Source organism: Leclercia sp. Colony189, assembly GCF_009740165.1.
Lineage (GTDB): Bacteria > Pseudomonadota > Gammaproteobacteria > Enterobacterales > Enterobacteriaceae > Enterobacter.
Genome location: NZ_CP046557.1, coordinates 2,636,049 through 2,651,099 on the forward strand (window position 1 = coordinate 2,636,049; position 15,051 = coordinate 2,651,099).

Annotated in this window: 14 protein-coding genes and 1 pseudogene; 3 read left to right on the plus strand and 12 right to left on the minus strand. The window is 53.5% G+C overall.

All coding sequences use genetic code 11. The annotated features are described in order from the left end of the window. Nucleotides 1–37: 37 nt before the first annotated feature. The 5 genes from acnA to topA form a co-directional block, all read right to left on the minus strand. Nucleotides 38–2,713: an aconitate hydratase AcnA gene (acnA, locus tag GNG29_RS12480; protein WP_156654652.1), complete on the minus strand. Its 2,676-nt coding sequence runs from the start codon at nt 2,711–2,713 to the stop codon at nt 38–40. 163 nt (nt 2,714–2,876) lie between these two features. Then, the gene (ymiC, locus tag GNG29_RS23345) at nt 2,877–2,978 is read right to left on the minus strand and encodes a small membrane protein YmiC (RefSeq protein WP_231736514.1); all 102 of its coding nucleotides are present in this window, start codon (nt 2,976–2,978) and stop codon (nt 2,877–2,879) included. A gap of 298 nt (nt 2,979–3,276) precedes the next feature. After that, nucleotides 3,277–3,417 (minus strand): YmiA family putative membrane protein, encoded by a 141-nt coding sequence (locus GNG29_RS12485; RefSeq protein WP_214422604.1) that lies wholly within the window; start codon nt 3,415–3,417, stop codon nt 3,277–3,279. A gap of 335 nt (nt 3,418–3,752) precedes the next feature. Next, complete coding sequence (cysB, locus tag GNG29_RS12490) at nt 3,753–4,727, minus strand: HTH-type transcriptional regulator CysB (protein WP_103179887.1); 975 nt, start codon at nt 4,725–4,727, stop codon at nt 3,753–3,755. A 186-nt stretch (nt 4,728–4,913) separates the two neighbouring features. After that, nucleotides 4,914–7,508, minus strand: a complete 2,595-nt coding sequence (gene topA / locus GNG29_RS12495; RefSeq protein ID WP_156654653.1) for a type I DNA topoisomerase — start codon at nt 7,506–7,508, stop codon at nt 4,914–4,916. 396 nt (nt 7,509–7,904) lie between these two features. Here topA and GNG29_RS12500 point away from each other — a divergent pair, with 396 nt between their 5' ends. Then, the gene (locus tag GNG29_RS12500) at nt 7,905–8,156 is read left to right on the plus strand and encodes a YciN family protein (RefSeq protein ID WP_156654654.1); all 252 of its coding nucleotides are present in this window, start codon (nt 7,905–7,907) and stop codon (nt 8,154–8,156) included. 35 nt (nt 8,157–8,191) lie between these two features. On the opposite strand, the gene sohB is transcribed toward GNG29_RS12500, so the two are convergent. Next, the gene (gene sohB, locus GNG29_RS12505; protein ID WP_103179890.1) at nt 8,192–9,238 is read right to left on the minus strand and encodes a protease SohB; all 1,047 of its coding nucleotides are present in this window, start codon (nt 9,236–9,238) and stop codon (nt 8,192–8,194) included. Nucleotides 9,239–9,487: 249 nt separating this feature from the next. On the opposite strand from sohB, the gene GNG29_RS12510 reads away from it, so the two are divergent. Together GNG29_RS12510 and cobO are read left to right on the plus strand one after the other, a co-directional pair. Further along, a complete protein-coding gene (locus tag GNG29_RS12510) occupies nt 9,488–10,249 on the plus strand; it encodes a YciK family oxidoreductase (RefSeq protein ID WP_103179891.1) in 762 nt (253 codons plus the stop codon). Beyond that, the gene (gene cobO / locus GNG29_RS12515; protein ID WP_103179892.1) at nt 10,246–10,836 is read left to right on the plus strand and encodes a cob(I)yrinic acid a,c-diamide adenosyltransferase; all 591 of its coding nucleotides are present in this window, start codon (nt 10,246–10,248) and stop codon (nt 10,834–10,836) included. Before GNG29_RS12510 ends, cobO begins: the two co-directional genes overlap by 4 nt. Nucleotides 10,837–10,869: 33 nt before the next feature. Here cobO and rluB read toward each other — a convergent pair whose 3' ends face one another. From rluB to rnm, 6 genes and pseudogenes are all read right to left on the minus strand, one after another. Next, on the minus strand, nt 10,870–11,745 hold the full coding sequence (gene rluB, locus GNG29_RS12520; protein ID WP_103179893.1) for a 23S rRNA pseudouridine(2605) synthase RluB: 876 nt from the start codon (nt 11,743–11,745) through the stop codon (nt 10,870–10,872). 293 nt (nt 11,746–12,038) lie between these two features. Then, complete coding sequence (locus tag GNG29_RS12525) at nt 12,039–12,494, minus strand: type VI secretion system tube protein TssD (RefSeq protein ID WP_156654655.1); 456 nt, start codon at nt 12,492–12,494, stop codon at nt 12,039–12,041. 1 nt (nt 12,495) lies between these two features. Continuing rightward, nucleotides 12,496–12,768, minus strand: a complete 273-nt coding sequence (locus GNG29_RS12530) for a hypothetical protein (protein WP_103179895.1) — start codon at nt 12,766–12,768, stop codon at nt 12,496–12,498. Next, nucleotides 12,737–13,260 (minus strand): annotated as a pseudogene (locus tag GNG29_RS12535) (DUF2778 domain-containing protein). The gene GNG29_RS12530 and the pseudogene GNG29_RS12535 overlap by 32 nt, the downstream one beginning before the upstream one ends. Before the next feature lie 206 nt (nt 13,261–13,466). Then, the gene (locus GNG29_RS12540; RefSeq protein ID WP_103179897.1) at nt 13,467–14,087 is read right to left on the minus strand and encodes an L-threonylcarbamoyladenylate synthase; all 621 of its coding nucleotides are present in this window, start codon (nt 14,085–14,087) and stop codon (nt 13,467–13,469) included. Beyond that, on the minus strand, nt 14,084–14,965 hold the full coding sequence (rnm, locus tag GNG29_RS12545; protein ID WP_156654656.1) for an RNase RNM: 882 nt from the start codon (nt 14,963–14,965) through the stop codon (nt 14,084–14,086). Before rnm ends, GNG29_RS12540 begins: the two co-directional genes overlap by 4 nt. Nucleotides 14,966–15,051: the final 86 nt, after the last annotated feature.

The following is a 15,051-nucleotide window of genomic DNA, read 5'->3' on the forward strand; positions in this document are numbered from 1 at the left end:
ACAACAGCCCGGCAATTTATGCCGGGCTGATTTTCCTTTAGTTCAGCATATTACGAATGACATAGTGCAAAATGCCGTCGTTCTGGTAGTAGGTGAGCTCCGTCGCGGTATCGATACGACAGCGGCAGTTCACCACCTCGGTTTGCCCATCAGCTCGCGTCAGTTTGACCGGCACGGTGGCACCAGGCGTCAGGTTCTGCAGATCCGCAATGTCAATGCGCTCCTCACCCGTCAGCCCCAGGGTTTTACGCGATACCCCCTCCGGGAACTCCAGAGGTAAAATCCCCATCCCGATCAGGTTTGAACGGTGAATACGCTCAAACGATTCGGCGATAACGACGCGTACACCGAGCAACCTGGGTCCTTTTGCTGCCCAGTCGCGGCTTGATCCGGAGCCGTACTCTTTCCCGGCAATGACCGCCAGCGGGATGCCATCCTGCTGATATTTCATGGCGGCATCATAGATTGAGATCACTTCGGTTCCGGGCAGATAGCGAGTCATTCCGCCTTCCACCCCAGGCACCATCTCGTTGCGGATACGAATATTAGCGAAGGTGCCACGCATCATCACTTCATGGTTGCCGCGACGCGAACCGTAGGAGTTGAAGTCCCGTCGCTCTACGCCACGACTCTGGAGATAACGTCCTGCCGGGCTATCCGCTTTGATACTGCCTGCCGGGGAGATATGGTCGGTGGTCACCGAGTCACCGAGGATGGCCAGCACGCGCGCGCCGTGGATATCTTCCAGCGGTTTGGGTTCTGCCAGCATCTCGTCAAAGAACGGGGAGAGACGGATATAAGTGGAATCCTCCTGCCAGCTATAGGTATCTGAGCGCGCCACTTCAATGGTTTTCCACTCCGGCGTGCCTTCAAACACTTCGGCGTACTCTTTGCGGAACATGTCGGTAGACACTTTTTCAACCGCAAGGGCAATTTCCTGTGCCGATGGCCAGATATCTTTCAGATAAACCGGATCCCCTTTGCGATCGTATCCCAGCGGATCGGTTGCCAGATTGATATTCATGTTGCCCGCCAGCGCATAGGCCACCACCAGCGGCGGAGAGGCCAGCCAGTTGGTTTTAATCAGCGGATGGATACGTCCTTCAAAGTTACGGTTGCCCGAGAGCACCGCCCCTACCGTCAGATCGCCCTGCTTGATTGCTGTCTCGATAGGTTCCGGCAGCGGCCCAGAGTTGCCGATACAGGTGGTACACCCGTAGCCCACCAGGTTAAAGCCCAGCTCATCAAGATACGGCGTCAGGCGGGCCTGCGCCAGATAATCGGAGACCACTTTCGAGCCCGGGGCCAGCGAGGCTTTAACCCATGGCTGGCGTTTCAGGCCGAGAGTAACCGCTTTTTTCGCCAGCAGCCCCGCCGCCATCAGGACGCTGGGGTTCGAGGTGTTGGTGCAGGAGGTGATGGCCGCGATCGCAACCGCGCCGTCCGGGAGCTGGTACTGCTGGCCGTTCATGACGTAATCAATGGGGCGGCGATCCTTCTGTGCGGTGTTGACCTCCAGTTCAGTGCTGGCGGCAAACGCCTTAGGTACATCCGGCAAAGCCACCCGGTCCTGGGGACGTTTCGGCCCGGCGACGCTGGCCTCTACATCGCCCATATCCAGCGCCAGGGTGCTGGTGAACACCGGCTCATCGCCCGGATTACGCCACATCCCCTGTGCTTTGGCGTAGGCTTCCACCAGCGCGACCTGCTCGCTGCTGCGACCGCTAAGGCGCATATACTCCAGCGTCACGCCGTCAATGGGGAAGAAACCGCAGGTAGCGCCATATTCAGGCGCCATATTGGCGATAGTGGCCCGGTCTGCCAGCGGCAGAGAGTCGAGGCCGTCACCATAGAATTCTACAAACTTACCCACCACGCCGTGCTTACGCAGCATCTGGGTGACGGTGAGCACCAGGTCGGTGGCGGTAATGCCCTCGCGCAGCTTGCCGGTTAGCTTAAAGCCGACCACATCCGGGATTAGCATTGAGACCGGCTGGCCGAGCATGGCGGCCTCGGCTTCGATACCCCCTACTCCCCAGCCCAGCACGCCAAGTCCGTTGATCATGGTGGTGTGGGAGTCCGTGCCGACCAGCGTATCGGGGTAGGCCACCCACTCCTTATCCTGCAGTTCACTCCACACCGCTTTGCCGAGATACTCCAGATTGACCTGGTGGCAGATACCGGTGCCAGGTGGGACGACGCTGAAGCGACTGAACGCCTGCTGGCCCCACTTCAGAAACACATAACGTTCGTGGTTACGCTCCATCTCCAGACGCACGTTCTCTTCAAACGCCTCATCATCGCCAAAATGGTCCACGGTCACCGAGTGGTCAATAACCAGGTCAACCGGGGAGAGCGGGTTCACTTTTGCGGTATCGCCCCCCAGGCGTTTTACCGCTTCACGCATTGCCGCCAGATCAACCACCGCCGGGACGCCGGTGAAATCCTGCATCAGCACCCTGGCCGGACGATAGGCGATCTCCCGGTCGGCGTGGGCGTTCTGCAACCATCCGGCCAGGGCGTGAATATCCTCAGCCGTAACGGAGAGGTCATCCTGCCAGCGCAGGAGGTTTTCCAGTAACACTTTAAGTGACTTGGGTAAGCGCGCAATATCCCCAAGTTCCTTTGCGGCCAGTGGCAGGCTGTAGTAGTGATAGGTTTTGTTCTCAGCCTGCAATGTGTCCTTACTGGCTTCGCGTAGGGTTAACGACATAAGCTCCTCCTTAATTACCGGGATTGCGATGCCCTGACTTTTATCAGGGCCGTAATTAAAGATAACACATCGTCACCGTAACGATTTGATAACAACTCAAATGGACAAATTCAGTGCGAAAAGAAGGCATAAAAAAGCCCCGCGGGCGCGAGGCTTTCATCATTCACTGTAGGGTGAGCCAGAGTAGCTGACACCAGAAGAGGATCGAGAGGGAAAAGGCGGCCATCCACGACCAGTATTTAGCTCCGGATATATTATTCATCATTGCGGCACCACGCTTTATTAATTTATTGCTCGCTGAGTTTGTCTCAGTTCGGTATTGCTGATGTGTATTTATTAAAGAGTACAAAAGCGCATCGGATTATTATCGCCCGGGGCTGATAATAAGAATTATTGTTTTTTGTCTTCGTCTTCTGCGAAGAGATCAATGAAAGCTTGTTGTACAGGCGATAGCTTCCAGGATGCCGGGACGTTACCTGTAGATCCATTACGGACTTTGCGACGCGTGTCACGCTGCTGACATACAGGCTTCACTGCTTCACTACGCCCCTGAACCGCCATGCTTAACCCCAGAATTTCCAGATAAGTAAAGCCACCACTACCCAAAACAGGGTGGAGCCGAGAAACACCGCCAGCCAGGCTTTGCGCTTAAGTCCTGGGTCCCTTTGCGGCTCTTGACGTCCTGACGGCATTGCTAACCCCATACAATCGATTTCGCTTATCATTTGAATACCAAACAATTGGTATAAGTAATCGTAGTTGAGATAAATCCTAAAGAAACTTTAGTCGAAGATCCAGCGAATTTACGAATCGTCTGGCATGAAATAGTTAATCTTTTGAGCGGAAATATATAAATGAAACGTGGGATTTGCATAGCTGCAAAATATTTTCTATTTTTGTCACGTTTTTACAACTGACTCATGAAAAAAACGCCATAACGTTATGGTTATTGTGAGAAATGAACGCAGATCGGGGGGATTTAATTCGGGTCTTAAGAGAAATAACGGTATCTCTCCCGAAGGAAAGATACCGGAGGGTATTATTTTTCAGGCAGCTTAATATCTTTAAACATCGCTTCGATATCGTCGTTAGAGCGCAGCGCCACCGCCGTATCTACCACGTCACGGGTCAGATGTGGCGCAAATCGTTGAATAAAATCATACATATAGCTACGCAGGAAGGTGCTACGGCGGAAACCAATTTTGGTCGTGCTGTGGCCGAATACGCCCTGGGTATCCAGACGCACTAAATCCGGATCGGCAACAGGATCCACCGCCATGCTGGCGATAACCCCGACGCCAAGACCCAGCCGCACATAGGTTTTGATCACATCGGCATCGGTGGCGGTAAAGACGATCCTCGGCGTAAGCCCCGCGCGATTAAAGGCGGTATCGAGTTCCGAGCGGCCCGTAAAGCCGAAGGTGTATGTCACCAGCGGATATTGCGCCAGCTCTTCGATGGACACCGACGTTTTTGCCGCCAGCGGATGTTCCGGCGTCACCACAATCGAACGGTTCCAGTGATAGCAAGGCAGCATCACCAGATCGTCATACAGGTGCAGCGCTTCGGTGGCGATGGCAAAGTCCGCATTGCCCTTGGAGACCGCTTCGGCAATCTGTGTTGGCGAGCCCTGATGCATATGCAACGACACGCGAGGGTAGCGCTCGATAAAGCCTTTGATCACCCCTGGCAACGCGTAGCGCGCCTGAGTGTGGGTGGTGGCAATATACAACGAGCCTTTATCTGGCCAGGTGTGCTCTCCGGCAACGGATTTAATGGCATCAACCTTCGACAGCACTTCGCGGGCGATGCGGATAATCTCCTGTCCTGCTGGCGTTACCTGGGTAAGATGCTTACCACTGCGGGCGAAAATCTGGATCCCCAGCTCATCTTCAAGCATGCGTACCTGCTTACTGATGCCGGGTTGCGAAGTGTAAAGACCTTCTGCGGTGGAGGAGACGTTAAGGTTATGGTTGACCACCTCAACGATATAGCGGAGCTGCTGTAGTTTCATGCCAGACCATCCGATTTAGCGCACACGGGCAATCGCTTAAGACGATTTGATAATAAAGAAAGGGTTAACTATAACCACTATATCACTTATATCTTTGCTGTATAGCCCGTAACAAAAAATAATAACCCGGTAATAAAAAAGGGCCGGAATACCGGCCCTTGCGAGGTAACTTAGCGTAAATTAAGGCTATTTCTTGCCTTCAACCCATTTGCCGTCAACATAAAATGCTGACCAGCCGGTGGCTTTACCCTCTTTCTCAGCAGCGACATATTGCTGCTTGGTTTTACGGCTAAAACGCACCACGGTCTTATTACCTTCTGCATCCTGCTGCGGTGCATCAGCCAGATAACGCAGTTTTTCTGGCAGGCGATCGCGGAAGCGGTATAGCTCCTCAACCAGCGGCGCACGCGTTTCACGCGATTTCGGGAAGGTATTCGCCGCCAGGAAGACGCCCGCAGCACCGTCACGCAGTACAAAGTACGCATCGGATTTTTCACACGGCAGCTCCGGCAACGGAACCGGATCTTCCTTCGGCGGTGCCACTTCACCGTTACGCAGGATCTTACGCGTGTTTTTGCAGTCGTCATTGGTGCAGGCCATGTACTTACCAAAACGCCCCATTTTCAGGTGCATTTCAGAACCACACTTCTCGCATTCCACAATCGGACCGTCATAACCCTTGATGCGGAACTCACCCTCTTCAATCTCGTAACCGTCGCAGGTCGGGTTGTTACCGCAGACATGCAGCTTACGTTTCGGGTCGATGAGGTAGCTGTCCATCGCTGTGCCGCACTTATTGCAGCGGCGTTTGGCGCGTAATGCGTTGGTTTCCGCATCGTCGCCTTCCAGCACGTTCAGCACTTCGTTTTCCGGCACCAGGTTGATGGTGGTTTTGCAGCGCTCTTTCGGCGACAACGCATAGCCTGAGCAGCCAAGGAAGACACCGGTCGTGGCGGTACGAATACCCATCTTACGGCCGCAGGTCGGACAGTCGATGCTGGTCAGCACCATCTGGTTCGGCTGCATGCCCCCCTCTTCCGGATCTTTTTCCGCTTTATCCAGCTGCTTGGTGAAGTCGCTGAAGAAGCTATCCAGCACCTTCTTCCACTCGGCTTCATGGTTAGCCACCTGGTCCAGGCTATTTTCCATCTGCGCGGTAAAATCGTAGTTCATCAGCTCGCGGAAGTTATCTTCCAGGCGATCGGTGACGATTTCACCCATTTTCTCCGCATAGAAACGGCGGTTTTCCGTGCGCACATAGCCGCGATCCTGAATGGTCGAGATGATCGACGCATAGGTCGACGGACGACCGATACCACGTTTTTCCAGCTCTTTCACCAGCGAGGCTTCGCTGAAGCGTGCCGGCGGCTTGGTGAAGTGCTGAGCAGGCGTCAGCTCAACCAGGGAAAGTTCATCCCCGGCGTTGACCGCTGGCAGGGTTTTGTCTTCATCGCCCTTACGCAGCGCAGGCATCACTTTGGTCCAGCCATCGAAACGCAGGATACGGCCACGCGCCTTGAGGCGGAAATCGCCCGCACCGACGGTCAGCGTGGTGGAGTCATACTGCGCCGGGGTCATCTGACAGGCAACAAACTGGCGCCAGATCAGCTGATACAGTTTTTGCGCATCGGCTTCCATATCCTTGAGGGATTCCGCCAGCACAGAGACGTCAGAAGGACGAATCGCTTCGTGCGCTTCCTGGGAGTTCTCTTTGCTGTTGTACTGATTGGCGCTTTCCGGCAGGTATTTCTTACCGAAATTGTCGCCAATGTAATCACGCACCATGTTGACGGCGTCCTGGCTCAGGTTGGTAGAGTCAGTACGCATATAGGTGATGTGACCCGCTTCATACAGACGCTGCGCCATCATCATGGTTTTTTTCACGCCATAGCCCAGACGGGTGCTGGCCGCCTGCTGCAATGTGGAGGTGATAAACGGTGCGCCAGGCTTGCTGCTGGTCGGTTTGTCTTCACGATCCAGCACCTGATAGCGCGCTTTTTCCAGCAGCGCTACCGCGGCCATGGTCTGTTCGCGATTTTCAGGACGGAACGGCTTATCGTTCTGGTGCGACACTTCCAGCGGCAGGGTGTCGCCGCCCGGCGTGGTCACGCTGGCGTCAACTTCCCAGAACTCTTCTGGCACGAACGCTTTAATTTCGCGTTCCCGTTCAACCACCAGACGCACGGCAACAGACTGTACGCGGCCTGCGGAGAGTCCACGCGCAATCTTTTTCCACAGCAGTGGAGAAACCATGTAACCCACGACGCGGTCCATAAAGCGGCGCGCCTGCTGAGCGTTGACGCGGTCGATATTCAGCTCACCCGGCTTTTCAAAGGCCTGGCGGATCGCGTTTTTAGTAATTTCGTTAAACACTACGCGGCTGTAGCGTGTGTCATCGCCCCCGATCACTTCCCGCAGGTGCCATGCAATGGCCTCCCCTTCGCGGTCAAGGTCGGTTGCGAGATAGATGTGGTCGGCTTTTTCCGCCAGCTGTTTCAGCTCGGAGACGACTTTCTCTTTACCCGGCAGTACTTCGTACTGTGCCTGCCAGTTATCCCATGGGTTAACTCCCATGCGATTTACGAGCGCGCTACGTTCATCCTTTTTAGGCTTTTTGGCCCCTTTGGTGGAGGTAGAGTCGGCGCTCTTCTTGGCTGAGCCACTGGTCGGCAGATCGCGGATATGACCGACGCTGGACTTAACCACGTAGTCACTACCCAAATACTTATTGATCGTTTTGGCTTTTGCCGGGGACTCAACGATAACGAGAGCTTTACCCATATTCACCTTTACCTAATTTGTTTCTTCCAGGAATACGTCGCGTGAGTTCACCTTCCCCTGGCGACGAGACATTTATATAACGACGCCACGAGTGGATATCAACCCCGTTTGCCGTTCAGTCATAAAATCGACATCACATAAGCAGTTGAGTTGACGCGATTTTTCTCGCTCCAGTATAACCACACGACGAGATTTAGGTCGAATGTCAAGCAAATCTGTTGCCAGAATGACGAAAGCGCACACTCTACCTGATAAAATCCGTTACGCAACTTTATTAGCATGCAAAAGCAAATCACGCCAGCGCTGTACCTCTTGCCCTGGAGGGGGTAAAACGGGGAAAATTTGCTCCCGGCACCGCGGCGGCGTAGACTAATATCACTGTTTAAGGAGTGGATAATGCAGCAAAATACCCAACCCATTGACCGTGAAACGTTGCTTGTTGAAGCAAATAAACTCATTCGTGAACATGACGACACCATGGCCGGGATCGAAGCCACGGGCGTGGAACAGCGCAATGGTGTGCTGGTGTTCAGCGGTGAGTACTTTCTCGATGAGCAGGGGCTACCAACCCCTCGCAGCACGGCGGTATTTAATATGTTTAAATACCTCGCCCATGTCTTATCTGAAAAGTACCACCTGGTTGATTGATGCAAAAACGCGAGGCACTGGCCTCGCGTTTTTATTCACAGTAGCGGTTTCTGACCTCGCTGTAGCCAGCGCAGCAGCAGACGATCCGCGCTCTCTGCGGCGCTGTTGGTAAAGCGGTCCATCAGCTTTTTACGGCGCGTATAGCGCACGCCCACCAGCTCGCGGCCCTCCATCAGCGAGAGCAGCAGATCGTCGCTGGTTCCCACCTGGTCCACTAGCCCTTTTTCCAGCGCCTGGGTACCGTACCAGTGCTCGCCGGTGGCAACCTCGTCGATATCGAGCGTGGGTCGCATCTGCTTCACAAATCCTTTAAACAGCTGATGGGTGTCATTGAGATCTTCGCGGAATTTCTGTCGCCCCTCTTCGGTGTTTTCACCCAACAGGGTCAGCGTGCGCTTGTACTGGCCCGCCGTGTGAAGCTCAACATCGATGTCTTTATTTTTCAGGAAACGATTGAAGTTAGGGATCTGCGCCACCACGCCAATCGAACCAATAATAGAGAAAGGCGCCGCGACAATTTTATCGGCCACGCAAGCCATCATATAACCGCCGCTGGCAGCGACTTTATCCACCGCCACCGTCAGCGGGATATGTTTGTCACGCAGACGTTGTAGCTGTGAAGAGGCCAGCCCGTAACCATGTACCACCCCACCCGGGCTTTCGAGACGCAGCACCACCTGATCTTCAGCTCTTGCCACCGCCAGCACAGCAGTGATCTCCTCGCGCAGGGAGGAGACTTCATGGGCGTCCATGCTGCCTTTAAAGTCCAGCACATAGACCCGTGGCTTTGCCACCTCCGGATGGAGTTCCTGCTTTGCTTTCTGCTTTGCCGCTTTCGCTTCAAGTTTGTGCTTTTTCTTCTGCGCTTTGTGCCACTGTTTTTGCTGATGCGCATCGAGCAGCGCCACTGACATCTCTTCCTTCATCTCAGTGTACTGCTCGCTTAAGCGGGTAATGCGCAACTCGCCGCGCTGACGTTTGCGCTGCGTCAGGTTAACAATCAGAACGGCGATCACCGCAATGGCAATCACCACCGTCGCAATTTTGGCCAGAAATAAACCGTACTCAGAAAGTAATTCCACGCGTCCACCTTGGTTTAACCACTTGTTTTCCCACCCAGTGTACAACAGCCTTCACCAGGCGTCTCTTACCTGACGATACCCTTGCGAGCCCTCTTCAGAAATGTTTATTTATGAATGAAATATTTGCAAATTGTTAATTTTACAGCGAACTCTCCGGTAGACTGATTGTAATCAACCGCGCTTTCGGGCATAAAGCCGAAAAGAGACCGCACAGCATGGGCCGCGCCAACGCGCGCCAGAGGAGTGACCTTGCACTATCAACCGAAAAAAGATCTACTGCAAAAACGTATTATTTTGGTCACGGGCGCCAGCGACGGTATTGGTCGCGAAGCGGCGCTGACTTACGCCCGCCACGGTGCGCGCCTGATTCTGCTGGGACGTAATGAAGATAAATTGCGTGACGTCGCTCAGGCGATCGCCAGTGAAGGTGGCGCGCAGACCCGCGAATATGTTCTCGACCTGTTAACCTGTACCCCCCAGAGCTGCAGGGAACTTGCTGATCGTATTGCCGCTGAGTATCCCCGTCTGGACGGAGTACTACATAATGCGGGCTTCCTTGGCGAAGTGCGGCCCATGGAAGAGCAAACGCCGGAGATCTGGCAGCAGGTGATGCAGGTCAACGTTAACGGTACCTTCTTCCTTACCCAGGCATTGCTTCCTTTATTACTGAAGTCTGATTCCGGCTCGCTGGTGTTTACCTCATCCAGCGTTGGGCGTCAGGGTCGGGCTAACTGGGGCGCCTATGCCGCCTCGAAATTTGCCACCGAAGGGATGATGCAGGTCCTGGCCGAGGAGTATCAGAACCGCCATCTGCGCGTAAACTGCATCAACCCCGGCGGGACCCGCACCAGCATGCGCGCCAGCGCGTTCCCGAGCGAAGATCCGCTTAAACTGAAAACCCCTGCCGATATCATGCCGCTTTATCTGTGGCTGATGGGCGATGACAGCCGCCGGAAAACCGGCATGACCTTTGATGCCCAACCCGGCCGTAAACCAGGAATATCGCAATGAGTGATGAACGTCATCAGCAGCGCCAGCAGCGCCTGAAAGAGCAGGTCGATGCCCGCGTTGCCGCAGCTCAGGATGAGCGCGGAATTATTATCGTCTTCACCGGCAACGGCAAAGGCAAAACCACTGCCGCTTTTGGGACCGCCACGCGCGCCGTCGGTCATGGACAAAAGGTGGGTGTGATCCAGTTCATCAAAGGCGAGTGGCCTAACGGCGAGCGTAATCTGCTGGAGCCGCAGGGTGTAGAGTTTCAGGTTATGGCGACCGGCTTTACCTGGGACACGCAAAACCGCGACACTGACACCGCGGCCTGCCTGGCGGTCTGGGAGCATGCAAAGCGCATGCTGGCGGATACCACGTTGAATATGGTTCTGCTCGATGAGATCACCTATATGGTGGCCTACGACTATTTACCGTTACAGGAAGTGGTTGATGCGCTGAACAACCGACCGGCGCACCAGACGGTGATTATTACCGGGCGCGGCTGTCATCGGGATCTTATGGAGATGGCGGATACGGTCAGCGAGTTACGCCCGGTGAAACACGCCTTTGATGCAGGCGTTAAAGCGCAAATCGGCATCGACTATTAACAAAAAACCCGGCCAGGCCGGGTTTTTTATTTTTTAGCCGTTGTTGTTACGGCTGCCAGAGCGGCGATTGCCGCTGACCTGGCTATGGCGTTTAACCGCACGACGGATCTGGTTCGCCTTCATGCGGCGACGATCTTTTTCTACCGCCACTTTCGAGGAGGTTTCCGGCGCCAGCTGCACCAGCTCACGCAGATAGTTGGTCTGGGTTAAATCCAGCTCGGTATAGCCGCCACGTGGCAGCCCCTTCGGCAGAAGAATGTCACCGTAGCGAACGCGGATCAGGCGGCTAACCTGCACGCCAACGGCTTCCCACAGGCGACGCACCTCGCGGTTACGGCCTTCGGTCAGGGTGACGTTGTACCACTGGTTAATACCTTCACCACCGGTAAACTTGATGGTTTTAAACGCAGCCGGGCCATCTTCAAGCTGCACGCCGCGGGAGAGCTCACGGATCTTATTGTCGTCAACTTCACCGAACACGCGGACCGCATATTCACGCTCCACTTCACGGCTTGGGTGCATCAGACGGTTTGCCAGTTCACCATCGGTAGTGAAGAGCAGCAGGCCACAGGTGTTAACATCCAGACGACCTACAGCGATCCAGCGCGCGCCGCGCAGTTTTGGCAGGCGGTCGAATACGGTTGGGCGACCTTCCGGATCGTTGCGGGTGCAGAGCTCGCCTTCCGGCTTATAGTAAGCCAGTACGCGGCAGATTTGCTCGGCGGACTCTTTCACCGAGATCAGGTGGCCATCGATACGGATTTTCAGGCCTGGTACGATTTCCACACGGTCGCCCAGCGTGGCGATTTTACCGTCCACACTGACACGACCTGCTTCGATAATGGTTTCGATTTCACGGCGTGAACCGTGGCCGGCGCGGGCCAGCACTTTCTGTAATTTCTCGCTCATTGAGCTTCCTTCAGGTGTCGCCTTCACAGGCGTCTGGTATACATTCGAAAACAAGGAGTTAAGCGCGATTCAACCTTAACTCAATGATCTGTAACTTTTTCACAGCACACATAATGGCAGACAATACGTCTCGCCCAGTGATTCATGGCCGCACATACTACATGAATTTTAGACTAAATGATTCAACAAGTTTTGCGCCGCGGCGAGCGGGTGCTGGTAACCTGAAGCAAACCCAACGATTTGGGCAGGCAGATTTCTCAGGCCGTAGGCCGCTCATTCCAGGCATCGGTGAACTAAATGTTGCCATCCACGATACGCCAGGTGATTTTTTCATACTGAATACTGACGCTTTCTACATGATTCATTTTATCGTTGCCCGATAATTTTACGTTAGGTACAGCGCAGTTAACGCCAGTGATCTTCACGTTTTCCATCAACACCGTGTAATAGCAGACTTCCTGTCCTGCGTCGTTAATGTGATAAAACCTGATCTCGGCACTTTTCAACGTCTGGCCTGTCGCGGCTGCTTTATAGAGGTAGGGCGTGGAGCTATCGACTTCCTTTTCAATCATCATGGATGAGTGTTGGCGTGTACCGGTAATTTTACCGTTGGCACTGTCAACAGGCAGGTTGATGCCATGACTCAGCCCGATAATTTCGACGCTGCCTTCACGGTCCTGCACGTCTACAGAACCTTTAATATCGGCGCCACCATCGTCATTGAGCCACAAATACGGAGGAATTGGCATTTTATTTGCTCCTTAATTTTTTGATTAACTTCATTGTTATAAAATATATTGGCATTGCTATTGATATCATTATAGATAGATCTATATCGGTATAAGCGTCATACATGGATTCTGCGTCTTCACCCCCATAGAAAAACAACGCCCATTTTGTTGCAAAATCCTCATCAATATATAATTCGGCATATGGGAAAGTGTGACCAACACAATATAACAATAAAATAAAATAAATAAATTTAATGATTTTATGCGCAATTTTTTTTAGTATTGCCGCCATCAACCACCTCCACCCATCCCCGCGCCATTAACGACCGCATACAGGGAACCTGTATAAGTGAGGTATTCATAAGCGCATTGCGGATCATCGAAAAATCTGAATTATTGGCGATAGTTATACAACCTTTGGAAACTGTACCGGGATGCAACCGGAAGTTGCCGCGCTTGACATTTTCTATCCAGGTATCATCGTCGATATTCCAGTCATCGCGCCATAACGCAAACCAGTCCGACTTGCCAAAGGCACGTCGGCCAAAAAATCTATTAGCCTCATCGTGTATTTCCGTTAGCTTCTGAGAAAAGTAGTTGCCTTCTTTGCGATCTACAATCCAATATTTTCCGGGTGGGATAGGCCCTAATTTTGCAACAGCAGCACAGTTAATATTGTTCCGGTATGCCCCTAACCCCGAATGCGCCATAAATACACCCACGCCGTAAGATTAAAAGGCGCATAGTCTGCCCCGTTGAGGATTAACTTCCCTTGCAACGCCATAGATAGCCTTTTTTCAATAAGCATATGTTCGCTTATCGTACATCAACATATTCAGGCAGGGGCGAGATTATTCCAGCAACGAACTATTTTCAGAAAATCACAAGATATTTACTACAGGAAGGAATAAGAAGACAGGCGGAGTGATAATATCAGGGTCATTATAGCGAGAATATCATGCTAAACAGATGACCCTGTACCCTATGAAATTACAGGAAAGGCTTCACGTCCCCCACCCCTTCACGCAGCACAACCGGGGCATCTTCCGTTAAATCGATCACCGTGGTCGGCTGTTGGCCGAGATAGCCGCCGTGAATCACCAGCTCAACCTGTTTCTCCAGACGGTCTTTGATCTCATCGGGATCGGATTCCGTAAAGTCGCTGCCCGGTAACATCAGCGAGGTGGAGAGCATCGGCTCGCCCAGCGTCTCGAGAAGCGCCTGAGCAATCGGGTTTGACGGCACGCGCATCCCGATGGTTTTGCGTTTTTCCTGCAGCAGGCGGCGCGGCACCTCTTTCGTCCCCTTGAGGATAAAGGTGTAATTACCCGGCGTGTTATTTTTGATCAACCGAAACGCCACGTTATCCACGTAGGAGTAGGTCGATAACTCAGAGAGATCGCGGCACATCAGGGTAAAGTTATGCCCGTTAGGCAGGTTGCGGATCCGGCAGATACGCTCCATCGCGTTTTTGTCTTCGATCTTACAGCCCAGCGCATAGCCTGAGTCAGTTGGATAGACAATAACGCCACCCTTACGCACGATCTCCACGGCCTGATTAATCAAACGCGGCTGCGGATTGTCAGGATGGATATAAAAAAATTGGCTCATACTCCCCTCTCTTCAATTGGCGTTGGCTGCTCCCAGAGGTGCCACACCGGCTCGACACCGGCGGGTAACCAGAGCTTGCGTCCCAGCTCTATCCAGGGACAAGGCTGATGAAAATCAGAGCCCTGGGAGGCAAAGAGTCCATACTGGCGGGCATATTCAGCCAGCTGACTGCGCTCGTTGGGTGCCTGCTGACACTGAGCGACTTCCATCGCCTCTCCGCCGTGTTCGGCAAAGTATGCCAGCAGACGTTTCAGCCATTTGGCGGAAAGGTTATACCGCCCCGGATGGGCCAGTACCGCCTTACCACCAGAATGATGAATGACATCAATAGCTTGTTCTATTGTACACCACTGGGGAGGAACGTATCCGGTTTTCCCGCGGGCGAGATATTTTTTAAACACATCCGCAATGTTATTTGCTTTCCCGGCTTCAATCAGAAAACGGGCAAAGTGGGCGCGGGTCACCGCCCCGCCATTCGCCAGACGCAGGGCCCCTTCCCACGCGCCGGGAATATGCGCTTTCTCCAGACGTTCGGCGATCATCTCTGCCCGCTGTACACGCCGCATCTTTTGTTCATCCAGGAACGCACAGAGGGTCGGGTTCTCAATATCGATGTTTAACCCGACGATATGGATCTCGTGGTTTTCCCAGACGGTGGAAATCTCCACGCCGGTGATTAAGGTCAGGGGCAATCCGCTGCGGGCAATTTCCGCCCGCGCGGCCGCAATGGCCTCGGTGGTGTCGTGATCGGTAATGGCCAGCGTACCCACGCGCATCTCATGGGCACGATGGACAAGCTCTTCAGGCGTAAGCAGGCCATCGGAGGCCTGGGTATGGCTGTGTAAATCATAAATCACTGCGTAATTCGTGTCGCTCAAAGCGGCTCCCGTCACTGCTCGTCAATATCTGCGCCGCCATCATAACGGCATGTGGTGAAATTCTGAAATCGGGGGGTTGACATTAG